The sequence below is a fragment of the Modestobacter sp. SYSU DS0290 genome (assembly GCF_054050955.1).
Genome location: NZ_JBJHAI010000023.1, coordinates 29,222 through 50,977 on the forward strand (window position 1 = coordinate 29,222; position 21,756 = coordinate 50,977).

Here is a 21,756-nt window from a genome sequence, read left to right on the forward strand (position 1 = left end):
CCAGCTGGCGGGCGGCGACGACCGATGCGGGCTCCACGGCGGTCACGTCAGTCGCCCCAGTCCGCGTGGCCCATCACCGGCGTGCGGGCCACCGTGCGGCCGGTCGCATCGACCGTCTCCACCCGCGCCACCTGGTCAGGAGCGGGGACCACGGCGACCCCGTCGGTGAGCGGGAACTCGTCGACCACGGCACCGTCGGCGTCCAGCGCCCGGGCCGTCACCGCCGTCGCCGGCCCGACGACGACCAGACTGCTCACCGCCTCGGGGTCGAGGCTGAAGTCGGTCGCGTCGCAGCGCAGCACGAAGGTCTGCTCGGGCAGCGGCGGACCGGCGGGGCGGAGTTCGGTCCCGCACATCGTCCCGGCGACGGAACCGTCGGCCATTGCCTGGTGCAGCAGCGCCTCGGTGTAGCTGGCCCCGGACGGCAGCGTCGCCGTGACGAGGTGAACGCCCGCCGGCTCCGGCATGGGCGACGGGACGTCCCCGGCCCAGACGACGCTGACCTCCGCCTCCTCGGGGGACGCGCCGGTGCGGGCGAGCAGCTCCTGGGGCCGGCCCTCGAGCACGCGGTCGACCTCCGAGGCGGTGGGTCGGTCCCGGAGCCAGGTCACCGGTACCTCGGCCGCGACGGCGTCCGGGTTCCACCGGCTCCACGGACCCGACGTCAGCACCTCCTGCCCGTCGCGCTGCACCCGGAAGCTCAGCGCCTGCGAGTAGCCGGAGAGGGTCGGGTTGGGCGGGAGCTCGACCACCGCGACTCCGTCCGGGGCGTCGACCGGCTGCCAGGTCCGGCTCACGGTGGCGTCCGCAGCCACCTCGGGGCGCGCGGACACCGCCACCTCGTCGCCCGGTGCGGTGATGACCACCAACGCACCGGTGACGCCGTCGGCCAGCGCCTGCGGCTGGCTCGGGTCGACCGGCTGCGGGCCGACCAGTTCCATCTGCTCCACGGTCGCGCCGGGCGGGCCGACGAACCAGGCGATCGCCGTGTCACCGAGCGCACCCAGGTCGGTCTGCCGCTCCGGTGCGTCGTAGGGCGGTTGCGGGCGGGCGGTGTTCTCCCCGGCGACCAGCGCCCACCGGCCGCCGGCGACGTCCCCGGCGAAGACGACCCACCGGGTCTCCTCCGGAGGGTCGGGCACACCGGGATAGCCGTTCCCGGCCGCCGGCTCGTCGCCGGTCGTCCAGGCGAGCTGGCGCACTCCCTCGACGAAGGCGCGGTCGCCGGCCAGCGAGCCACGGGTCGGTCCGGCGAGCACGTCCGCACCGAACCGCTGCATCGCGGGCGACGCCGACGACACCGCCGTCGGAGGCGAGCCGGTCAGCAGGGTCGGCGCCGCCACCACCACGGCGGCGACGGCGGCGGCGACCGCGGTCAGTGCCAGGGCCTGCCGCCGCTGGGTCCGGTGCCGGGTCGCCACGACCTCGGCCAGGTCGTGGCGCGGGGGCGGCGCGGTGCGCTCGGCCAGCCGGTGCAGCCGGTCGTGCAGATCGGTGGATTCCATCAGGCTCGCTCCTCCCCGAACGCGTACGCGGGTGGGGTCAGCAGCTCACGCAGCCGGGCGATGCCGCGCGTGGTCTGGGTGTTCACGGTGCTGGCCGAGCAGCCCATCGCCTCGGCGGTCTGCTGCTCGGAGAGGTCGGCGTAGTAGCGCAGGACGACGGCGGTGCGCATGCGCAGGGGGAGGGCGCGCAGCGCGGTCCGCAGCTCCTCGTCGTCCTCCGGTGCCGCCGGGGCGGCCCGGTCGGGCAGCTGCTCGACGACCTGCTCGGTGGTCGACAGCCGCCGTCGCCAGCTGGTGTGGCTGGTCACCAGGACCCGCCGGACGTAGGCGGTGGGGTCGCCGGCGCGGGTGACCCGCCCCCAGTGTCGGTAGCTCTTCAGCAGGGCCGTCTGCACCAGGTCCTCCGCATGACCTCGGTCCCCGGCCAGCAGGACGGCGAGCCGCAGCAGCCCAGCCTGCTCCCGGGACACGAAGCCCTCGAAGCTCAGCCCGTCCACCCGTTCCCCTCCCGCCGGTCGCTCACCCCTCTACACGCGGTGAGCGGCACAGCGGACCCACAACCGTGGTCACGAACCGGTCACGGTTCGGCCCCGGCGGCGCCCGTTCCCCTCACCGACGCCTGTTCTCCCGCACCGATGCCGCTGCGGGAGGACAGGCGGTGATCAGGTGACCTGATCACTCCCGGAGCGGCGCGGAGGTGAGGTCAGGTGGCGGGCAGGCCCAGCTCGCCGACCGCGGCGGCGATGTCGGCATCGCGGACGAAGTCCAGCGCGAGCAGCCGGTGCACCAGCACGCCGCGGCGGGTCAGCCGCAGATCGGCGGGCCGGAGCCGCGGGCGGACGGCCCCCGGCCGGGCGTCGACCGGCGGTGGGTCGAGCAGATCGGCGCGCTGCAGGTCGGCGACGTCCTCGCGGGCACCCCACGCCGTCCAGGCGCGCGGCTCGTCCTCCAGCGCCCCCATCGGCAGCGGTGCGCGGTCCCGGCGGCCGACCGCGGCGAGGAAGACCAGCTGCCGCCAGCTGCACGACTCGGCCAGCTGCAGCGCCCGGGTGGCGAGCGCGGGGTCGATGTCGGGGGAGACGGCGGTCTCGGCCAGCAGGTAGCCCAGGTGCCGCACCTGCCGCTCCTCCGGGGTGCGGCAGGCAGCCTGCACCACCGACTCCGCCAGCCGCTCGGCGGCCGAGCGGGTGGCGAGGGTGGCGGCGAAGAAGCCGTCCCGGCGGACGTGCCGGCCCTGCTGACCGCGGGTCACCGAGAGCTCGGCGGCGAAGGCCAGGGCGGCGCCGGCCCGGGCGCGCTCCCACAGCAACGGGAGGGCGGCCGCGCCGGTGGCCGCGTCCCGCAGGCAGGCGGCCAGCCGGTCGTCGAGGCGGACGGCGCCGGGCCCGTCGCCGAACAGCAGCGCCGCGACCGCGTGGCTCATCGACCCGGCCACCAGTTCGCCGGTCTCCACCAGCGACCGGGCGGGCGGCGTCTCGCCGTCCAGGGAGTCCCTCACGCGGTGATCATCGCCGCTGGCCGCCGTCGGCGCACCTGCCGGCGGCGGCCGTCTCCCCACCGCGGGGCAGCCGGGGACCGCGCTGCCCCGCGATGGCTCAGACCCCGGCCTGCTGCATCAGGGTGCCGCGGCGCAGGTAGACGAACCAGGTCACCGCGACGCAGACGACGTAGAAGGCGCAGAAGGCCCCCAACGCGGTCTCGACGCCGCCGGTCGCGCTGTAGGACTCGGAGATGATGCGCGGGATGAAGACCGCCCCCAGCGCGCCGACCGCGGAGATGATGCCCACCGCGGCGGCGGTGTCCCGCCGGGCGCGGTACATCGTCTGCGCCGCGGTCTCACCCGTGCTGCTCGCGGCGGCCTCGGCCCGGTAGATGATAGGGATCATCCGGTAGGTCGAGCCGTTGGTCAGGCCGACGATGCCGAACAGCACCAGGAAGCTGAGCAGGAACCCGGTGAAGCTGCCGGCGTGCACGAACGCGATGGCCACGCCGATGGCCAGGGCCTGACCGACGAAGGTCACCACGGTGATCCGCGCCCCGCCCACGCGGTCGGCCAGCAGCCCGCCCAGCGGCCGGGTGAGCGAGCCGACCAGCGGACCGAGGAAGGCGTACTGGTACGTGTTCGCCGCGAACTCGTTGGCCAGCACCAGCGGGAAGGCGCCGGAGAAGCCGATGAACGAGCCGAAGGCACCGATGTAGAGCAGGGACATGAGCCAGGTCTGCTTCCGGCGGGCGATCGCCGCCTGCGCCCCGATGTTGGCCCTCGCACCCGAGAGGTTGTGCATGCCGAACCAGGCGCCCGCCATCGCCAGCAGGACGAACGGGACCCAGATCAGCGCCACGTTCTGCACGTACCGCTCCGCGCCGGCCTCGGTGGTGCCGGTGGCCCCGCCGACCACGGCGAGCGCCCCCGCGCCGGCGGCCAGGGGCCCGATCAGCTGGATGATCGCCACGCCGATGTTGCCGCCGGCGGCGTTGAGCCCGAGGGCGAACCCCTTCTCCTTGTCCGGGTAGAAGAAGGAGATGTTGGCCATCGACGAGGCGAAGTTGCCGCCGCCGAACCCGCAGGTGATGGCGGTGAGCACCCAGAACCAGTAGGGCTGGCCGGTGGTCGCGGCGATCACCAGCAGGGTGATCGGGACCAACAGCAACGCGGCGCTGACCACGGTCCAGTTGCGCCCGCCGAACAGCGCCGGCATGAACGTGTAGGGCACCCGCATGATCGCTCCGACCAGGCCGGCGGTGGCGACCAGCCAGAACAGCTGGTTGCTGGTGAAGCCGTAGCCGATCGAGGCGAGCACCGCGGTCGAGACGCTGAACAACTGCCACACGCTGAAGCCGATGTTCTCCGCGAACACCGACCAGACGAGGTTCCGGCGGGCGACCGGCTTGCCCTGTGCGGAGGCCCAGAACGCCGGGTCCTCGGGGTCGTAGTGGTCGATCCAGCGGCCGCCGACCCGGGCCACCGGGCCGCTGCCGGCCGGCGGCGTGGGAGCGGGTGCGACGGCGACGCCGGCGCGGTCGAGCTGGGTGTCGGTCATGGCGTCATCCCCTGGGTGCAGAGCCGGTGGGTGCAGAGCCGATCGGCGGCGGGTCCGCCGGGCCTGGGACGACGCTAGGAACCGGCCGTTTCCGTCCGGGCGCGGCCACGTGACCGGGGCGGAACATGTGCCGCACGCCGCCCGCCCGGTGGCCGTGAGACCGGTCCGGGGGAGACGGCTGAGGGCGGCCCACCCCGGTCGGGTGGACCGCCCTCGGGGGACGGAGCAGAGGTCAGCGCATGCCGGCGGGGGTCGTGTCGGCCGGCACTGCCACCTCCGGGGGGAGGTCGCTGCTCAGCAGCGGCTTGCGGCTGGCACCGGTCCGCGCGTGCGTGGCGTAGAGCGTGAGCCCGACGAAGGCGAGCCCGCCGACCAGGTTGCCGATGACGGTCGGGATCTCGTTCCAGACCAGGTAGTCACCGACCGAGAAGTCCCCGCCCAGCAGGAGACCGGAGGGGAACAGGAACATGTTCACGATCGAGTGCTCGAACCCCATGTAGAAGAAGAGCATGACCGGCATCCACATCCCGATGACCTTGCCGGAGACCGAGGTCGACATCATCGCCGCGACCACGCCGGTGGAGACCATCCAGTTGCACAGCACGCCGCGCAGGAACAGCGTCAGCATCCCGGCCGCGCCGTACTCGGCGTAGCCGACCGTGCGGCCCTCGCCGATCGTGCCGATCGCCTGGCCCACCTCGTTCGGCGGGATCGAGAAGCCGTAGGTGAAGATCACCGCCATCATCACCGCGACGGTGAAGGCGCCGGCGAAGTTGCCGGTGAACACCAGGCCCCAGTTGCGCAGCATGCCGCGCACGGTCACCCCGGGCCGCTTGTCGAACAGCGCGAGCGGCACCAGCGTGAAGACGCCGGTGAGCAGGTCGAAGCCGAGCAGGTAGAGCAGGCAGAACCCGACGGGGAACAGCAGCGCGCCGAGGATCGGCTGGCCGGTCTGCACGGTGACGGTGACGGCGAACGCGGCGGCCAGGGCGAGGATCGCACCGGCCATGAACGCGCGGATCAGGGTGTCGCGGGTGGACATGAAGACCTTCGCCTCGCCGGCGTCGATCATCTTGGTGACGAAGTCCTTGGGTGCCACGTAGGACATGCGGGTGCTCCTCGGCTGAGCAGGGGTGGGGAAGAGGGGGCGCTCAGTGCGCCGGGGTCACCAGCGGTAGTCCAGGAACTTGCCGTCGAGGGTGATGACCACCCGGTCGCCGTCGGGGTCGGGTCGGCGGGCGATGTCGACGCGGAAGTTGATCGCGCTCATGATCCCGTCGCCGAACTCCTCGTGGATGAGCTCCTTCAGGGCCGGGCCGTAGACCGACAGCGCCTCGGTGAACCGGTAGATCGTGGGGTCGGCCATCCGCGCCGGGTCGGTGCCGCGCGACGGCTGCAGCTGCAGGCTCTCGGCCACCGCCTCGTCGAGCCCGAGCAGCTTGGTGGCCACCTCGGCCTGGTGCTGGTTCATCGGGTGCTGGCCGAGCAGCGCCGCGGTGGTCCACACCACCGGGGCGCCGATCTCCTCGGCGAGCTGGGCCCAGGTCAGGCCGCGGCGGATCCGGGCGGCCACCACCAGGTCGGCGGCGTCGGACTTGGACAGGATCGGGGTCATCGCGCTCCTCGTGGAACCGGTGGCGGTGGCCACCGCGGACGGGATGCGAGAACGCTAGGAACGGGGCGTTTCGGCCCCGGCGCGCGGCGATGACCGCTGCGGAACAGTCACCGCACACCGGCTGGATGCCTGCTGTGAGGTGCCGTGCGGCCCTCCTGCAGGGTCCCGATGCGAGCTCGCGAGCGTCGGGGGGCAGGAGGGTCCTTCGTCAGACCGCGAGGCGGTAGCCGCGCTTGACCACGGTCTCCACCACCGGCGCCCCGAGCGCCGCGCGCAGCCGGGTCACCGCCATCTCGACCGCGTGCGCGTCGCCCCCGCCGGAGAGCTCGGCCAGCAGGTCGGGGCGGGAGACGACGACCCCGGGTCGCCGGGCCAGCGCCCGCAGCACCGCCATCGGCCCCGGAGGCAGCTCGACCAGCCGGCCGTCGAGCACCGCGGCGTGCCCCCGCACCTGGAGGGTGTGCGCGCCGGAGGACAGCACCGGGTGCCGGGCCGGCAGCTGGGCGACCACCTCGCGGGCCAGCGCGCCGAGGCGGGCGCGGGTGGGCTGCACCGAGTGGATCCCGGCGGCCGCCAGGGGGGCGGCGGTGACCGGCCCGACCGCGACGGCCAGGACGGCGTCGGCGAAGGCGGCGAGCACGCCGGCCCGCACGCCCTCGTCCGCGGCCACCTGCAGCAGGCTCGCCGCGGCCGGTGCGCTGGTGAAGGTGACGGCGTCGACGCCGCGGGCGGCGATCACGGTGACGAGCCGGCGCAGCGGGGCGGTGTCCTCCGGCAGCACCCACCGGTAGACCGGCACGCGCACCACCTCGGCACCGGCCCGCTCCAGGCCGGCCACCAGCTCCGGCAGCGGGTCCCCGTGCAGCTGGACGGCGATCCGGCGGCCCGGCAGCGGGCCCTCGGCGCCGGACAGCAGGTGGGAGAGCACCTCGGCGGAGCTCTCCGACTCCGGTGACCAGGCGTCGACCAGCCCGGCGCCGCGGATGGCCCCCCGGGCCTTGGGGCCGCGGGCGAGCACCCGGGCGCCCTGCAGGTGCTCCCGCAGGGGCAGGTCCCAGGCCTCGGCCGCCTCCAGCCAGCCGCGGAAGCCGACGCCGGTGGTCGCCACCACCAGGTCGACCGGGGCGGCGAGCACCTCGCGGGTGGCGGTGACCAGGTCGGCGTCGTCGGAGAGCGGGACGATCCGGATCGCCGGGGCGTAGAGGACCCGGGCACCCCGGCGGTCGAGCAGCGCGCCGAGCTCCTCGCTGCGGCGCGCGGCGGTCACCGCCACCGTGTACCCGGCCAGCGGCAGCAGCTCCTCGACCACGGCGTCGTCCTGCGGGGGGTGGTCGAGCGGGCTCTCGGTCACACCCCCATGGTGCGCGTTCGGTGTTCCATCCGTGTGACACGGAACCCCACCGACACCAAACGGGAGCGGCGCGGTGCCTGCCCGGCGGTGCAGGATGGAGCCGTGCCCGAGACCTCTGAGCCCGAGACCTCTGAGCCCGGGGTCGCCGCGTCCGCCCCGGTCACCGCCGTCCCGCGCCGGCTGCGCCTGGTCACCGCACTGGCCGCGGCCGGGCTGGTCGGGGTGATGGTCGTGGTGGCCGTCCTGCTGAAGGAGTCCTCCACCGGTGTGGTCGCCTTCCAGACCGCCGACCAGATGGCGATGGTGGGCCTGGGGCTGGCGCTCGGTGCCGGCGTGCTGGTGCTGGGCCGATCCCGCGTGCAGGCCGACGCCGAGGGCATCCGGGTGCGCAACATGCTCATCGAGCACCAGCTGCCGTGGGCGGCGGTGCGTGCGGTCCGGTTCGACGAGCACTCGCCCTGGGCGAGCCTGCTGCTCACCAACGGCGACGAGCTCGCGGTGACCGCGGTCCAGGCCACCGACGGGGTGCGGGCGGTCGCGGCCGTCCGGGGGCTGCGGGCGCTGCTCGCCGACCACCAGGAGCGCACCGCCACACCGGCTCCGGACCTGCTCTACCCCTGGGAATGACGTCGCCCCCCGGGACGCTGTAGAGTGAGCGCGCCTCCCCCCGCTACATCGAGGCGCGTGAACCACGGTGACCGGGATCCAGCATCCCGGGCACTGACCAAAGAGGAGCCCGCTCCCACCTGGCGCCGTCACAGGCACCCAGGTCCCCGGATCACGCAGGTCGGCCCCGTGCCGTCCCGCGTGAACCGCACGAGCATCCCCGCCCCGGGGTGCTCCGTGTGGCGACCGGCGAGTGGGCCCCGTGAGCAGCAGCTCGCGGGGCCTTTGTCGTCCGGCGCCCGGGTGGGCCAGCGAACTCCTCACCGCAGCAGCAGAGGAGAGGCCATCACCGAGCCCCGCATCAACGACCGTATCCGCGTCCCCGAGGTCCGCCTGGTCGGGCCCGAGGGCGAGCAGGTCGGCATCGTGCCGATCGGCGAAGCGCTGCGCCTGGCGCAGGACAGCGAGCTCGACCTGGTCGAGGTCGCCCCCATGGCCCGGCCGCCCGTCGTCAAGCTCATGGACTACGGCAAGTTCAAGTACGAGACGGCGCAGAAGGCCCGCGAGGCCCGGCGCAACCAGGCGCTCACCGTCATCAAGGAGATGCGCCTGCGCCTGAAGATCGATCCGCACGACTACGAGACCAAGAAGGGCCACGTCGAGCGCTTCCTCAAGGGCGGCGACAAGGTCAAGATCACCGTGATGTTCCGCGGTCGCGAGCAGTCCCGCCCGGAGATGGGCTACAAGCTGCTGCAGCGGCTGGCCGGCGACGTCGCCGACCTCGGGGTGGTGGAGTCCAACCCCAAGCAGGACGGCCGGAACATGGTCATGGTGATCGCACCGCACCGGAACCAGGCGGCGACGGACTCGGCGCGGCGCACCGCGAAGGCGGAGAAGCAGGCGGCCAACGACGCGACCGCGGAGCAGGCGCCCCCCGCCTGACCCGGCGGAGCACCACACCGACGCACCCGCGCCGGGCAGCAGTTGCTGCCCGGCGCCGGGCAGACACGAACAGGACGTCTACAGATGCCGAAGAACAAGACCCACAAGGGCGCCGCGAAGCGGATCCGCGTCACGGGCAGCGGGAAGCTGGTCGCCGAGCACCAGAACAACCAGCACAAGTTCGAGCACAAGTCGGGCTCCCGGAAGCGCCGCATCAGCGGCACCGGTGTGCTGTCCCCGGCCGACACCAGCCGGATGAAGAAGCTGCTCGGTCGCTGACCGTCCCCTCTCCGTAACCAGAAGACAGGAGCTCTCACGTGGCACGCGTGAAGCGGGCGGTCAACGCCCAGAAGAAGCGTCGTACGACCCTCGAGGCGGCCAGCGGTTACCGCGGCCAGCGCTCGCGGCTGTACCGCAAGGCCAAGGAGCAGATCCTCCACTCGGCCACCTACAACTACCGCGACCGCAAGGTCCGCAAGGGTGACTTCCGCAAGCTGTGGATCACCCGGATCAACGCCGCGGCCCGGCAGAACGACATGACCTACAACCGGTTCATGCAGGGCCTGAAGCTCGCCGGCATCGAGCTGGACCGTCGCGTGCTGGCCGAGCTCGCCGTCTCCGAGCCGGCTGCCTTCACGGCACTGGTGGAGTCCGCCCGGGCCGCGCTCGCCGCGAACCCCGAGGCGACCGGCGCCGCCGCAGCCGCCTGAGCCGCAGCACTGCACCGCACGACGGCGTCGTCGTCTGTCCGCCCATCCCCGAGAGGACCCTCGTGCCCGACGTCCTGACCGAGCGCTCGGCGCGGGTCGTGGCTGCCCGCAAGCTCACCCGCCGCAGCGGCCGGGACGACGCCGGGGCCTTCCTGGCCGAGGGGCGGCAGGCGGTCAGCGAGGCGCTGGCCGAAGCCGTGGCGGACCCGGACGCCGTCCGTGAGGTGTTCGCCACCGAGGCCGCCGCGGCCGCGCACCGGGAGCTGCTCGCCGCCACCCGGGTCCCGGTCCGGCTGGTCACCGACAAGGCCGCGGCGTCGCTGTCGGAGACGGTCACGCCGCAGGGGCTGGTCGCCGTCTGCCGGCTCCGCGACGTCCCCGCCGAGACGCTGGTGACCTCCCCACCGCGGCTGTCCGTGGCGCTGGCCGAGCTGAACGACCCGGGCAACGCCGGCACCGTGCTGCGGACCGCCGACGCCTGCGGCGCCGGCACCGTCGTCTTCGGCGCCGGGTCCACCGACCCCTACCACGGCAAGGTCGTACGCAGCAGCGCCGGCAGCCTCTTCCACGTCGACGTCGTGCGCAGCGCCCCGCTGGACCGGCTCGTCCCCGAGGCGCAGGCCGCCGGGGTGACCGTGCTGGCCGCCGACGGCGGGGGAGAGGTGCCGCTGGACGCCGCCGACGGTGAGGGGCTGCTCGCCGCGCCGGTGCTGTGGCTGTTCGGCAACGAGGCCCGCGGACTCGACCCGGCGCTGGCGGCGCTCGCCGACGCCCGGGTGCGGGTGCCCATGCGCGGGCGGGCGGAGAGCCTCAACCTCTCGGTGGCCGCCTCGATCTGCCTCTACGTCACCCAGCTCGCCCAGGGCTGAGCCGCCGCCCGGTGGCGGCGGGCGCCCACCGGGCGGGCACGATGGCCCGGTGGGACGGGTCGCGGTCATCGGGGACGTCGGCGGGCACTCGGCACAGCTGACCGCGGCCCTGGTCGCGCTCGGCGCCGATCCCGGTAGCGGCCGGCTGCCGGCGGACCTGCAGGTGGTGCAGGTCGGCGACCTCGTCCACCGCGGGCCGGACTCGGCCGGGGTGGTCGCGCTGGTCGACCGGGTGCTCGCCGAGCAGCCGGACCAGTGGCACCAGCTGGTCGGCAACCACGAGGGCCAGTACGTCGACACCCCGGCGTTCGACTGGCCGGAGGTGCTGCCCGACGAGGTCCAGGCCACGCTGCGGCGCTGGTGGCGCACCGGCCGGATGCGCGTCGCCGCCGCGGTGACCGGTGCCGACGGTGCACAGCTGCTGGTGACGCACGCCGGCCTGACGGCGGGCCTGCACCGCCGGCTGGGCCGCCCGGCAACCGCGGACGGCGCCGCCGCGGCGCTCAACGCCCTGCGGGAGCAGGACCCGGAGACGCTCTGGCGCGCGGGGACGATGCTCGGCGGCGGGGAGCCGGACCACTCGGCGGGCCCGGTGTGGGCCGAGGCGGGGGCCGAGCTGGCGGCGTCCTGGGTCGCGGACGAGCCGCTCGGCGTGCGGATGCCGTTCAGCCAGGTGCACGGGCACTCCAGCGTCGTCGTCTTCGACCGCGGGGAGCCGCTGCTGCGCGCGCCCGAGCTGCGCGACCGGATCCAGCTGCAGCGGGCCGACCGGCACGTCGCGGTGAGCGCGGCGGGTGGGCTGCTGATCGGCGTCGACCCCGGCTTCGGTTCGCGCGCGCACCGGCAGTGGGCACCGCTGGTCCTCCCCGACGCGGCCGTCACCGGCTGATCGGGGAACCCGGGGTCAGCGGGCCGCGGCCTCCTGCTCCTCGTCCTCGTCCTCGAGCTGGTGGAACGGGGTCACGGTGCCGTCCTTGACCAGCTGACCCGTGCGGCGGCCGTGCCGGACGAAGAGCCCGAGCGCGAGCAGCCCGTACAGAGCCGAGAGCACCTGGATCACCAGCCGGTCGACCTCCGTGGACAGCGCCACGCTGGCGACGAACTGGACGACGAACAGCGTGAGCAGCGCGGTGGCCCCCCGCCAGGTCAACCGCAACGTCACCAGCAGGCTCACCGCGAACAGCGACTGGGCCGCGGTGAGCAGCAGCTCCAGTCGCTGCTGGGTGTTCAGGGGCAGTCCGTGCAGGCTCGTCGAGGAGATCGCGAAGACGATCGGGATGGTGCCCACCAGCAGCGTCCACTGGTTGACCTTGCTCGACAGCAGCGTCCCCAGGGAGTCCGAGGCCTTGAGCCGCCAGGCGTACAGGCAGGCGACGATCAGCTCGGGGGACTCGCTGGCCAGCGGCGCCAGCCACTGCACCAGCACGAACTCGTCGACCCCCAGCGCCGACCCCGTCTCCACGAGCGCATCGGCGAAGTGCTCGGCGCACAGCAGGATCACCACGCCGGCGACGGCGAACACGGCCTCGACCCACACCCGGCGGGGGCGGCGCTCGTGCCCGGCGATCCACGCCGAGGTGCCGATCAGGTCCGGGTCCTCGGCCGGGGCCTGGGCCAGCCGCCAGGCGTAGACGGCGAAGACCGCGACCAGCACCCCCGCGTCGACCAGGGTCAGCGAGGACCGCAGCGGGAGCGTGAGGGAGTACAGCGTGGCGAAGCCGAGGAAGACCACCTCGGTGGACATGGTCGGCTTCAGGTCCACCCGGCCCGGTGCGGGCACGCTCGCGGTGTGCTGGGCCGCCTGCCGGTGCCGCCGCGCCGACCACGCTGCCACCAGCACCAGCAACGGCCAGCCGATGCCGACCAGCACCCGGTTGGCGCCGGTCATGTTGGCCAGGGCCAGCGAGCACGGGTTGCTGCCGTCGCCACCGCCGGCCGGCACGCACTGGCCCTCGGCGGCGTAGACCTGCCCGGCCTCGAAGGTGAACACGAAGTCCACCGCGTACTCGGGCAGCACGGCGACGAGCGCCAGGACGGCGAGCGCCAGGCCGGCGCTGACGTCGACCTGGATCGCCTCGGCCGCCCAGGACAGCAGGAACGCCGCGCCGATGATCGCCGTCCCGAAGAGGACGGCCAGCACGTAGGGCGGGAACCCGGGGGTGGTGCCCAGGTAACTGAGCGCCCCCAGCACGGCGCCGGGCAGGGTCACCGCGGCCGCGGCCAGCATCGGGACCGGTGGGCGGGAAGACGATCGGGCCTGCGACACGAGGGCTCCTGGGCTCCAGGGTCGGGTGGGCTGTCCGGGGCCGTACGGCCCCCGCGACCTGACCGGCCCGGGGCGCGTCCGCAGCCGGCAGTCACTTCACCCGGCGGGCCCGTCGGCAAACCCGGCGGCGCGTGTCGGGACCAGCCAGGCAGAATGGCGTCCCGTGTCTGGCGCCAACGACCCCTACGACCCCAAGCAGGTCGCCGCGCTGAGCGCGGAGGCCCTCGACGCCGCCGTGCAGGCGGCTGCCGAGGCGTTCGCCGGGGCCGGTGACCTGGCGGCGCTGGCCGCCGTCCGGCCGGCCCACCTGGGTGACCGCGCACCGGTGCTGCTGGCCCGCCGGGAGCTCGGTGCGCTGCCCCCGGCAGCCCGGGCCGATGCCGGCAAGCGGGTGAACGCCGCCCGGGTCGCGGTCGCGGACGCCTACGCCGCCCGGCTGGCCGTGCTGGAGGCCGAGCGCGACGAGCGGGTGCTCGCCGAGGAGCGGGTCGACGTCACCCTGCCCTGGGACCGCACCCCCCGGGGTGCCCGGCACCCGCTGACCACGCTGACCGAGCGGATCGCCGACGTGTTCGTCGGCATGGGCTACGAGGTCGCCGAGGGCCCCGAGCTCGAGGCGGAGTGGCTGAACTTCGACGCGCTCAACACCGGCCCGGACCACCCGGCCCGGTCGCTGGCCGACACCTTCTTCGTCGCACCCGAGGACTCCGGCCTGGTGCTGCGCACCCACACCAGCCCGGTGCAGGCCCGCACCATGCTGGAGCGCACGCCGCCGATCTACGTCGTCGCCCCCGGTCGGGTCTACCGCACCGACGAGCTGGACGCGACGCACACCCCGGTGTTCCACCAGGTCGAGGGCCTGGCCGTCGACCGCGGGCTGACCATGGCGCACCTGCGCGGCACGCTGGACCACCTGGCCCGGGTGCTGTTCGGCCCCGACGCGCAGACCCGCTGGCGGCCGCACTTCTTCCCGTTCACCGAGCCCTCGGCGGAGTTCGACGTGTGGTTCCCCGAGCACCGCGACGGCCCGCGGTGGGTCGAGTGGGGAGGCTGCGGGATGGTGAACCCGCGGGTGCTGCGCGCCTGCGGCATCGACCCCGAGGAGTACACCGGGTTCGCCTTCGGCATGGGCATCGAGCGGGCCCTGCAGTTCCGCTCCGGCGTCGGCGACATGCACGACATCGTCGAGGGCGACGTCCGGTTCACGAGCGCGTTCGGAGTGCAGGCATGAAGGTCCCCGTCAGCTGGCTGACCGAGCACGTCGACATCCCCGCCGGGACGACGGTGGAGGAGCTGGACGAGGCCTTCGTCCGGCTCGGCTTCGAGGTCGAGGACGTCCTCCGTCCCCCGGTCACCACCGGGCCGCTCGTCGTCGGCCGGGTGCTGGAGATCGAGGAGCTCACCGGGTTCAAGAAGCCGATCCGGTACTGCCAGGTCGACGTCGGTGAGGAGGCACCCCGGGGCATCGTCTGCGGCGCCCGGAACTTCGCCGTCGGCGACCTGGTCGTGGCGGCGCTGCCCGGTGCGGTGCTGCCCGGCGACTTCGCCATCGCCGCCCGGAAGACCTACGACCACGTCTCCGACGGGATGATCTGCTCGGTCCGCGAGCTCGGCATCGGCGAGGACCACGCCGGCATCCTGGTGCTCGGGCAGGGCGGCTTCGAGCCGGGCACCCCGGCCCACGGCGTGCTGGGGCTGGACGACGTCGTCTTCGACCTGGAGGTCACCCCCGACCGCGGCTACGCGATGAGCCTGCGCGGCATCGCCCGCGACCTGGCCGCCGCCCTCGGCGTCGACTGGCGCGACCCGGCTGCGCTGACCCCGCCGGCCTGGTCCGGTGCCCCGGCCTGGCAGGTCACCGTCGCCGACGCCGGCCGCTGCGACCGGTTCTCGATGGTCGCCATGGAGGGCCTGGACCCGGCCGCGCCGAGCCCCTGGGCGCTGCGCCGACGGCTGGCCCAGTGCGGGATCCGCAGCATCTCGCTGGCCGTCGACGTCACCAACTACGTGATGCTCGAGCTGGGCCAGCCGATGCACGCCTTCGACCGGGACGCCGTCACCGGCCCGATCACCGTCCGCCGGGCGCGGGCGGGGGAGCGGCTCACCACGCTGGACGGCGTGGACCGGGCCCTCACCGACGACGACCTGCTCATCGCCGACGAGTCCGGCCCGATCGGACTGGCCGGCGTGATGGGCGGTGCCTTCACCGAGATCGGGAACGCGACCACCGCCGTGCTGCTGGAGGCCGCGCACTGGGAGCCCACCGGCATCGGGCGCGGCGTGCGCCGGCACAAGCTGCCCAGCGAGGCGGCCAAGCGCTTCGAGCGGGGCACCGACCCCGACGTCACCGTGGTCGCGCTGGCCCGCGCCGCCGGGCTGCTGGCCCAGCACGGCGGCGCCGCCGTCGTCGGCGCGCCGGTCGACCTGGACGCCCGGGCGCCGCGTCCGGTGATCGCCCTGGACGCCGGCCTGCCGGGCCGGATCGCCGGTGTGGCGTACCCGCCGTCGCAGGTCGTCGAGGTGCTCCAGGCCATCGGCGCGACGGTCGAGGGTGACGGCGGGCAGCTGCAGGTGACCCCGCCGTCCTGGCGCGCCGACCTCACCGACCCGGCCGACCTGGTCGAGGAGGTCGTCCGCGCCGTCGGCTTCGACGAGATCCCCTCCGTGCTGCCCACCGCCCCGCCCGGGCGTGGCCTGACCGAGGGGCAGCGCCGCCGGCGCAGCATCGGCCGGGCGCTGGCCGACGCCGGCTACGTGGAGGCGCCGTCCTACCCGTTCGTGGGCACCGCCCAGCTCGACGCGCTCGGCCTGCCGGACGACGACGAGCGGCGGACGCTGATCACGCTGCGCAACCCGCTGTCGGAGGAGGCGCCCGCGCTGCGGACCACGCTGCTGCCGGGCCTGCTGGCCACCCTGGCCCGCAACATCGCCCGGGGCCAGCGCGACCTGTCGGTCTTCGAGCACGGCGCGGTGTTCCCGGGCGGGCTGACCGGCTCGGCTCCGGTGCCCGGCGTCGATGCCCGCCCGGACGACGCGACGCTGGCTGCCCTGCTCGGCGCGGTGCCGGTGCAGCCCTGGCACGTCGGGGTGGCGCTGACCGGGCAGCGCGAGCCGCGCGGCTGGTGGGGCCCGGGCCGTGCGGCCGAGTGGGCCGACGCGGTGCAGGCCGCCCGCACCGTCGCCGACGCCGCCGGCGTGGAGCTGACCGTGCGGGCGGGGGAGCGGGCGCCGTGGCACCCCGGCCGCTGCGCGGAGCTGGTCGTCGACGGCCGGGTCGTCGGGTACGCCGGGGAGCTGCACCCGCGGGTGTGTGCCGCCCTGGAGCTGCCGGCGCGCACGTCGGTGATGGAGCTGGACGTCGACGCCCTCCCCGCCGCCGGGGTGCCGGTGGGGCCGCACGTCTCGACCTTCCCGCCGGTGCACATGGACGCCGCCCTGGTGGTGCCCGAGCAGCAGCCGGAGGCCGCCGTCCGCCGGGCGCTGGCCGAGGGCGCCGGGGAGCTGCTGGAGGAGCTGCGGCTCTTCGACGTCTACGCCGGCTCGCAGGTGCCCGAGGGGCACCGCTCGCTGGCCTACGCGTTCACGTTCCGGGCACCCGACCGCACGCTGACCGGCGAGGAGGCCAAGGCGGCCTTCGACCGGGCCGTGGCGCTGGCCGGCGAGTCGGTCGGGGCGGTGCTCCGTGGCTGATGAAGGACCCCGTCCTCCCCACCCTTCGCGAGTTCAGGGCGGGCCCCTGGACGGGGCCGGTGCCAACCGGAGAACAGAGTTGTCCGGCACGGTCGCGCTGGTCACCGGGGCGTCGGCCGGCATCGGCCGGCACCTGGCGCAGGGGCTGGCCGCCCGCGGCGCGGCGGTCGCCGGGCTGGCCCGCTCGGCCGACCGGCTGCGGACGGCGATGGACGAGGTGGCCGCGGCCACCGGCGCCCGCACGCTCGCCGTGCCGGCCGACGTCACCGACCGGGCGGCGGTGGAGGCCGCGGTCGCCCGGGTGACCGCGGAGCTCGGGCCGGTGACCCTGCTGGTCAACAACGCCGGCCTGATCGATGCCGCAGAGGTGTCCCTCTGGGAGGCCGACCCCGACCAGTGGTGGTCGGTGGTGGAGAGCCAGGTGCGCGGGCCGTTCCTGCTCTCCCGGGCAGTCCTCCCCGGGATGATCGCCGCCGGCGGCGGTCGGGTGATCGGGCTGGCCAGCGGGCTGGGCACCCGGGGGAGCGACGTCTACAGCGCCTACTCGGCCGGCAAGACCGCGCAGATGCGGATCACCGAGGGCATCGACCTGGCCGGTGCCGCGTACGGGGTACGGGCCTTCGACCTGGCGCCCGGGGTGATCGACACCGAGATGACCCGGGCGATGCCGATGCACGCCGGGCGCACCGAGTGGACCCGGCCCGAGGACGTCGTGGCGCTGGCCGTGGCGCTCGCCGCCGGCGAGCTGGACCAGTGGTCGGGCCGGTTCCTCCGAGCGGGCGCCGACGACCTGGACACCCTGCGCGCCACCACGCCCGAGGGCACCGCCCGTCAGCTGCGGCTGCGGCCCTACGGCGACTCCGACCCCATCGGCTGACCGCGCAGCTCCCGGCGCATCAGCCAGCGGGTCAGCCCGGCGCTGCGCGCGGCGGTCGCCGTCGTCCGGGTGAAGCCGGCCGCCTCGAACATCGAGGTGGTGCCGACGTAGGCCAGGGAGCCGCTGACCCTCCCGCCGGCCGGGTCGACCGGGTACCCCTCCAGCGCCGGCGCGCCGTGTGCCGCGGCGTGGTCGACGGCGCCGGCGAGCAGCGCCCGGGCGACCCCGCTGCGCCGGTGTGCCGGTGCGACCACGAAGCAGACGACGCTCCACACCGGCAGCTCGTCGACGCGCGGGATCGTCCGGGACCGCGCCAAGCGGCCCATCTGCGCCCGCGGCCCCACGGCGCACCAGCCGACCGGCTCCCCGTCCCGGTGGGCCAGCAGACCGGCGGGCACCGGGCCCTCGCACAGCTCGCGCAGCCGGGCCGGGCGGTCCGCGCCGGTGAGCGCGGTGTTCTCCGCCGACGGCGTCCAGTAGGCGAGGCACCAGCAGGCCGGCGACTCGGGACGGCGCGGCCCGAGGAGCGTGGTGACGTCGTCGAACCGGTCGGCGGTGGCGGGGACGAGGTGCAGCTCCGCCGGGCGGTCGCCCTGAGGTCGGGCGGTCATCGTCGTCCCCTTCTCGTGCATCGGCGTCGGAACGTCCCGGACCCTGCCGCGGGGCTCCGACAGGACCGGCTGACCGGGGGCGCCGGTCAGCCGGCCTGCTCCGCCTCGACGATCCACACGGTGTTGCCGTCCGGGTCGTGCACGGGGAACAGCAGGGGAGCGCCGGGCAGCCGGACCGGCGCCGGGCCGACGTCCAGGTCGCCCCGGGCCGCCAGCCGGGCGTGCTCGGCCAGCACGTCGGTCGACTCCACGCCGATCACCCCGCGGCCGGGCGTGCCGTCCATCGGCGGGTTGAGGGCCAGCCGGGCCGTGGACCCGGCAGGCGCGACCTCGAGCCAGCGGTGCTCGCCGTGCTCGCCGAAGCGCTGGTCGCCACGCACCTCGAACCCGAGCACGTCGGTGTAGAAGGCGAGGGCGGCGTCCTGGTCCCGGACGTCGAACATGGCGGTGGCGATCGAGGTGAGGGTGGTGGCCGGAGCCTGCATCTGCGTCATGCCGGTGAGACCGGCGCCGTCCCCGGAACTCATCGCTGCCCGGGGTCGGACCGGCGGGAGCTCAGCCCACCTGGGCGAACAGCGGTGCGGCCCCGGTCGCCTCGACGAGCCGCCGGACGCCGGGGGAGGGGCGGCGCAGCTCCGGGAGGAGGCCGGCGCGGCGGGCGGCTGCGGTCTCGCGGACCAGCAGCCGCAGCCCCCGGCAGTCCAGGAACGTGGCGCGGGACAGGTCGACCGCCTCCGCGGGGCGCGCGCCCGGTACGGCGGCCGTGTCCCAGGCCTCGACGACGAGGGTGTCCACCTCGCCGTGCAGCCGGAGGACCGGGACGCCACCCTCCTCGACCAGGTCGATCCGGCCGGTCGCCCACTGCCGTGCCTGCGTCATCGTCGTCCTCCCCCTACCGGCTCCGACCGCCGGGCACCTCGCACTCTGCACCGGGGGTCTGACAGAACGTGGTGACCCGATTCGGGCGCCCCTGTGCGCCCCGGTGCCTCGTCGGTGCGCCCCGGCAGACGCGGCGTCACCGGATCGAGCTGGTCTGCCCGTCCACGCCCCGGTCCCGGTCGCCCCGGTCCCGGTCGTCCTGGGCTCGGCACGAGTGGCCCCGGCGGTAGGCGAGGCGGACGGCGAGAGCTGCCGCCACGGCAGCGGCGCTGAGCCAACCGGTGACGTCGCCGGCGGGTGCGCCGGCCAGCCCGGTGACGGTCGAGGCGATGAGGAGCACGAGGGCGACGCCGACGGCCGTGCCCAGCTGGGCGGCGGTGTTGAGCAGTCCGGCCGCGGTGGCCTCCAGGTCCTCGGAGACGTCCGTGCCGAGCGTGGTGGCGGCCACCGAGGACAGGCCGATGCCGAAGCCGGCCACGGCCACGGCGACGGGGGCCGCCCAGGCCGCACCGGGCACGGTCACCAGTGCGGCGGTGCCGACGGCGATGCCCGCCAGGCCGACGGCGGCCGTGCGATGCCGGCCCAGTGGCCGCAGCAGGCGGGGGCTCAGGGCGGAACCGGCGACCACCAGCACGCTGAAGGGCAGCAGTCCGAGGGCGGCGGCCGTGGACGTCTGGCCGGCGCTCTCCTGCAGGTGCAGGGTCGCCAGGATCACCGCCGAGCTGGTGGACGCGGTGTTGACGAACGACACCAGGCATCCCGTGCGCAGGTCCCGGTGGCGGAGGGCGGCCCGGGGCAGCAGGGGCGCGGAGGACCGCTGCTCGACCCGGCGCAGGAGCAGGCCCAGCGCAGCCGCGAGCACGACCAGGCCGAGGCCCGCGAGGCGGCGCCCCGGCTCCTGCACCAGGCTCGCGCCGGCGATCAGCGAGGCGATGGCGAGCGTGAGCACGACGGCTCCGGGCGCGTCCAGCGATCCGGTACCACCGGCCCCGGCACGCGGTCGGGTCCCGGCACGCCGCGCGTCGGGAACCGCCCGGTGCACGGCGACGAGCAGGCCGCCCCCGAGGGCGACGGAGAGCCAGAAGAGCGCACGCCAGCCGAGGAGATCGGTCAGCACGCCGCCCAGGACCAGGCCTGCGCCTCCGGCCAGCGCCCCCGACGCGCTCCACGCGGCGAGCGCCCGGCGGCGGCTCTCCGCACCGTGGCTCACCGCCAGCAGGAGACGCAGGGCCGGCGGAACGGAGACGGCCGCGGCGGCACCGAGGAGGCAGCGGCCGACGACGAGGACGACGAGCGAGGGTGCCAGCGCGGTCAGCGCCGATGCGCAGGTGAAGCCGACGACGCCGAGCCGGAGCACCCGGCGGTGCCCGAACCGGTCGCCCAGCCGCGCGCCGAGGACCAGGAGCGCGCCGAAGAAGACGGCGTACGCGGGGGCCACCAGCGAGGCCGCCGTCGGGGAGGCGTCGAGGTCGGCGAGCATCGGCGGCAGGGCGGCGATGACCAGGGTGGTGGTCATGACGTCGACGAACTGGACGGCGCATAGGGTCCAGACCGCAGCGGTCGACGCCCTGCCCGCAGTCGAGCCGGATGACGGGTCGGCAGCGCCCACCGGGCCTCCTTCATCGATGAAGTGACACCATTGAGGCATGGCCGGATCGCGGGCGCAACGGGTGACGCTGCAGTCGATCGCCGACGAGCTCGGGGTGTCGGCGAAGACGGTGTCCAACGCCTACGGCCGGCCCGACCAGCTCTCGCCCGAGCTGCGGCAGCGCATCCTGGCCGCCGCCGAGCGCCTGGGGTATCCCGGCCCCGACCCGGTGGCCGCGGGGTTGCGCCGCGGGCGGGTCGGGGCGGTCGGGGTCGCCTACGACAACGGGCTCGCCTACGCCTTCGACGATCCGGTGTCGGTCGAGCTGCTGGCCGGGGTGAGTGGCGTGGTGGAGCCCGCCGGCGCCGGTCTCCTGCTCATCCCGGGCTCCGCCGACGACGACCGGCGGACCGCGGCGCTGGGCTCGGCACTGCTGGACGGGCTGGTGCTGTCCTCGGTCGCCGACGACGACCCGCTGCTGTCGGCCGCCGTCGCGCGCCGGACCCCGCTGGTGGTCGTGGACCAGCCCCGTCCCGGCCGGTTGGCCGAACTGGCCCCGCGTGGGGTGGCCTGGGTCGGGGTCGACGACGAGGCGGCCGCGGTGGCGGCGTGCCGGCACGTGCTCGCTGCCGGCCACCGGCGCCTGGCCGTGCTGTCGTTCGGCATGCACCGGCTGCCCATCGATCCCGGCCTGGTCGGCCTCCAGGAGCAGGGGGGCGCCACCTACGCGGTCACCCGGGACCGGCTGGCCGGGTACCGGCAAGCCGCCGAGGCGGTGGGTGTCGACTGGTCGTCGGTCCCGGTCTTCCACGCCCCGGACAGCACCCCGGACGACGGGGCGGCCGGTGCGGAGGTGCTGCTCGGCCTGACCCCTCGTCCCACTGTGTTGCTGTGCCTCAGTGACCGCCTCGCCGAGGGAGCGCTGCGGGTCGCGGCGGCCCGGGGGATCCGCGTGCCCGGGGACCTGTCGGTGCTGGGTTTCGACGACGCCCGGAACGCGGCGGAGCTCGGGCTGAGCACCGTGCGCCAGCCGACCCGGGAGAAGGGCGAGCGGGCCGCCCGCGCCCTGCTGGAGCTGATCCGCGGTGGCACCCCCGACCGGACCCCGGTCGTGCTGCCCACCGATCTGGTCGTCCGGGGGTCCACCGGCGCCGCTCCCGGATGAGCGCGGCGCCACCCGACCCATGAGCGCACATCCATGCACCA

22 protein-coding genes are annotated in these 21,756 nt (G+C 75.1%); 10 read left to right on the forward strand and 12 right to left on the reverse strand.

The genetic code is table 11. The features are described from left to right. Positions 1-47 precede the first annotated feature (47 nt). From ACI795_RS16720 to ACI795_RS16750, 7 genes are all read right to left on the reverse strand, one after another. Positions 48-1,505, reverse strand: a complete 1,458-nt coding sequence (locus ACI795_RS16720) for a hypothetical protein (RefSeq protein ID WP_457076677.1) — start codon at positions 1,503-1,505, stop codon at positions 48-50. Continuing rightward, positions 1,505-2,002, reverse strand: coding sequence for a SigE family RNA polymerase sigma factor (locus ACI795_RS16725; RefSeq protein WP_457076678.1), 498 nt, complete (start codon positions 2,000-2,002; stop codon positions 1,505-1,507). Before ACI795_RS16725 ends, ACI795_RS16720 begins: the two co-directional genes overlap by 1 nt. Before the next feature lie 206 nt (positions 2,003-2,208). Continuing rightward, positions 2,209-3,003: a hypothetical protein gene (locus ACI795_RS16730; RefSeq protein WP_457076679.1), complete on the reverse strand. Its 795-nt coding sequence runs from the start codon at positions 3,001-3,003 to the stop codon at positions 2,209-2,211. Between the two features lie 97 nt (positions 3,004-3,100). Continuing rightward, on the reverse strand, positions 3,101-4,546 hold the full coding sequence (locus ACI795_RS16735; RefSeq protein ID WP_457076680.1) for an MFS transporter: 1,446 nt from the start codon (positions 4,544-4,546) through the stop codon (positions 3,101-3,103). 232 nt (positions 4,547-4,778) lie between these two features. Further along, positions 4,779-5,654 carry a formate/nitrite transporter family protein gene (locus tag ACI795_RS16740; RefSeq protein WP_457076681.1) on the reverse strand — a complete coding sequence of 292 codons (876 nt, stop codon included), beginning with the start codon at positions 5,652-5,654 and terminating at the stop codon, positions 4,779-4,781. Positions 5,655-5,711: 57 nt separating this feature from the next. Next, positions 5,712-6,161 (reverse strand): cyanase, encoded by a 450-nt coding sequence (cynS, locus tag ACI795_RS16745; protein WP_457076682.1) that lies wholly within the window; start codon positions 6,159-6,161, stop codon positions 5,712-5,714. A 208-nt stretch (positions 6,162-6,369) separates the two neighbouring features. Next, on the reverse strand, positions 6,370-7,512 hold the full coding sequence (locus tag ACI795_RS16750) for a uroporphyrinogen-III synthase (protein WP_457076684.1): 1,143 nt from the start codon (positions 7,510-7,512) through the stop codon (positions 6,370-6,372). 102 nt (positions 7,513-7,614) lie between these two features. Here ACI795_RS16750 and ACI795_RS16755 point away from each other — a divergent pair, with 102 nt between their 5' ends. The 6 genes from ACI795_RS16755 to ACI795_RS16780 all read left to right on the forward strand — a co-directional run bounded on the left by ACI795_RS16755 (position 7,615) and on the right by ACI795_RS16780 (position 11,528). Beyond that, entirely contained in the window at positions 7,615-8,139 is a 525-nt protein-coding gene (locus ACI795_RS16755) for a PH domain-containing protein (protein WP_457076685.1), read from the forward strand. A 282-nt stretch (positions 8,140-8,421) separates the two neighbouring features. After that, positions 8,422-9,060: a translation initiation factor IF-3 gene (infC, locus tag ACI795_RS16760; protein ID WP_457076686.1), complete on the forward strand. Its 639-nt coding sequence runs from the start codon at positions 8,422-8,424 to the stop codon at positions 9,058-9,060. An 84-nt stretch (positions 9,061-9,144) separates the two neighbouring features. Beyond that, a complete protein-coding gene (gene rpmI / locus ACI795_RS16765) occupies positions 9,145-9,339 on the forward strand; it encodes a 50S ribosomal protein L35 (protein ID WP_457076688.1) in 195 nt (64 codons plus the stop codon). 38 nt (positions 9,340-9,377) lie between these two features. Continuing rightward, the gene (rplT, locus tag ACI795_RS16770) at positions 9,378-9,770 is read left to right on the forward strand and encodes a 50S ribosomal protein L20 (RefSeq protein WP_457076689.1); all 393 of its coding nucleotides are present in this window, start codon (positions 9,378-9,380) and stop codon (positions 9,768-9,770) included. A gap of 62 nt (positions 9,771-9,832) precedes the next feature. Then, the gene (locus ACI795_RS16775; RefSeq protein ID WP_457076690.1) at positions 9,833-10,639 is read left to right on the forward strand and encodes a TrmH family RNA methyltransferase; all 807 of its coding nucleotides are present in this window, start codon (positions 9,833-9,835) and stop codon (positions 10,637-10,639) included. Between the two features lie 49 nt (positions 10,640-10,688). Next, the gene (locus tag ACI795_RS16780; protein ID WP_457076692.1) at positions 10,689-11,528 is read left to right on the forward strand and encodes a metallophosphoesterase; all 840 of its coding nucleotides are present in this window, start codon (positions 10,689-10,691) and stop codon (positions 11,526-11,528) included. Between the two features lie 15 nt (positions 11,529-11,543). Here ACI795_RS16780 and ACI795_RS16785 read toward each other — a convergent pair whose 3' ends face one another. Then, positions 11,544-12,905: a hypothetical protein gene (locus tag ACI795_RS16785; protein ID WP_457076694.1), complete on the reverse strand. Its 1,362-nt coding sequence runs from the start codon at positions 12,903-12,905 to the stop codon at positions 11,544-11,546. A gap of 163 nt (positions 12,906-13,068) precedes the next feature. Here ACI795_RS16785 and pheS point away from each other — a divergent pair, with 163 nt between their 5' ends. The 3 genes from pheS (at position 13,069) to ACI795_RS16800 (ending at position 17,472) form a co-directional block, all read left to right on the forward strand. Continuing rightward, positions 13,069-14,136 (forward strand): phenylalanine--tRNA ligase subunit alpha, encoded by a 1,068-nt coding sequence (gene pheS / locus ACI795_RS16790; protein ID WP_457076695.1) that lies wholly within the window; start codon positions 13,069-13,071, stop codon positions 14,134-14,136. Continuing rightward, entirely contained in the window at positions 14,133-16,595 is a 2,463-nt protein-coding gene (pheT, locus tag ACI795_RS16795; RefSeq protein WP_457076696.1) for a phenylalanine--tRNA ligase subunit beta, read from the forward strand. Before pheS ends, pheT begins: the two co-directional genes overlap by 4 nt. Positions 16,596-16,674: 79 nt before the next feature. Beyond that, positions 16,675-17,472, forward strand: a complete 798-nt coding sequence (locus ACI795_RS16800) for an SDR family NAD(P)-dependent oxidoreductase (protein ID WP_457076697.1) — start codon at positions 16,675-16,677, stop codon at positions 17,470-17,472. Here the strand turns inward: ACI795_RS16800 and ACI795_RS16805 are convergent. The 4 genes from ACI795_RS16805 to ACI795_RS16820 form a co-directional block, all read right to left on the reverse strand. Then, positions 17,445-18,083, reverse strand: a complete 639-nt coding sequence (locus ACI795_RS16805) for an N-acetyltransferase family protein (protein WP_457076698.1) — start codon at positions 18,081-18,083, stop codon at positions 17,445-17,447. The two genes, ACI795_RS16800 and ACI795_RS16805, sit on opposite strands and share 28 nt — an antisense overlap. Before the next feature lie 86 nt (positions 18,084-18,169). After that, positions 18,170-18,577 carry a glyoxalase superfamily protein gene (locus ACI795_RS16810; protein ID WP_457076699.1) on the reverse strand — a complete coding sequence of 136 codons (408 nt, stop codon included), beginning with the start codon at positions 18,575-18,577 and terminating at the stop codon, positions 18,170-18,172. A gap of 61 nt (positions 18,578-18,638) precedes the next feature. Then, positions 18,639-18,962: an STAS domain-containing protein gene (locus tag ACI795_RS16815; protein ID WP_457076700.1), complete on the reverse strand. Its 324-nt coding sequence runs from the start codon at positions 18,960-18,962 to the stop codon at positions 18,639-18,641. A 136-nt stretch (positions 18,963-19,098) separates the two neighbouring features. Next, a complete protein-coding gene (locus ACI795_RS16820) occupies positions 19,099-20,610 on the reverse strand; it encodes an MFS transporter (RefSeq protein WP_457076701.1) in 1,512 nt (503 codons plus the stop codon). On the opposite strand from ACI795_RS16820, the gene ACI795_RS16825 reads away from it, so the two are divergent. After that, positions 20,609-21,715: a LacI family DNA-binding transcriptional regulator gene (locus ACI795_RS16825; RefSeq protein ID WP_457076702.1), complete on the forward strand. Its 1,107-nt coding sequence runs from the start codon at positions 20,609-20,611 to the stop codon at positions 21,713-21,715. The two genes, ACI795_RS16820 and ACI795_RS16825, sit on opposite strands and share 2 nt — an antisense overlap. Positions 21,716-21,756 lie beyond the last annotated feature (41 nt).

Excerpts from the sequence above, each read along its gene's own strand:
- ACI795_RS16720 (WP_457076677.1), bottom strand. The coding sequence starts at position 1,505 with ATGGAATCCACCGATCTGCACGACCGGCTGCACCGGCTGGCCGAGCGC.
- ACI795_RS16735 (WP_457076680.1), bottom strand. The coding sequence starts at position 4,546 with ATGACCGACACCCAGCTCGACCGCGCCGGCGTCGCCGTCGCACCCGCT.
- ACI795_RS16740 (WP_457076681.1), bottom strand. The coding sequence starts at position 5,654 with ATGTCCTACGTGGCACCCAAGGACTTCGTCACCAAGATGATCGACGCC.
- cynS (WP_457076682.1), bottom strand. The coding sequence starts at position 6,161 with ATGACCCCGATCCTGTCCAAGTCCGACGCCGCCGACCTGGTGGTGGCC.
- rpmI (WP_457076688.1), top strand. The coding sequence starts at position 9,145 with ATGCCGAAGAACAAGACCCACAAGGGCGCCGCGAAGCGGATCCGCGTC.
- pheT (WP_457076696.1), top strand. The coding sequence starts at position 14,133 with ATGAAGGTCCCCGTCAGCTGGCTGACCGAGCACGTCGACATCCCCGCC.
- ACI795_RS16805 (WP_457076698.1), bottom strand. The coding sequence starts at position 18,083 with ATGACCGCCCGACCTCAGGGCGACCGCCCGGCGGAGCTGCACCTCGTC.
- ACI795_RS16810 (WP_457076699.1), bottom strand. The coding sequence starts at position 18,577 with ATGACGCAGATGCAGGCTCCGGCCACCACCCTCACCTCGATCGCCACC.
- ACI795_RS16815 (WP_457076700.1), bottom strand. The coding sequence starts at position 18,962 with ATGACGCAGGCACGGCAGTGGGCGACCGGCCGGATCGACCTGGTCGAG.
- ACI795_RS16825 (WP_457076702.1), top strand. The coding sequence starts at position 20,609 with ATGGCCGGATCGCGGGCGCAACGGGTGACGCTGCAGTCGATCGCCGAC.
- ACI795_RS16820 (WP_457076701.1), bottom strand. The coding sequence starts at position 20,610 with ATGCCTCAATGGTGTCACTTCATCGATGAAGGAGGCCCGGTGGGCGCT.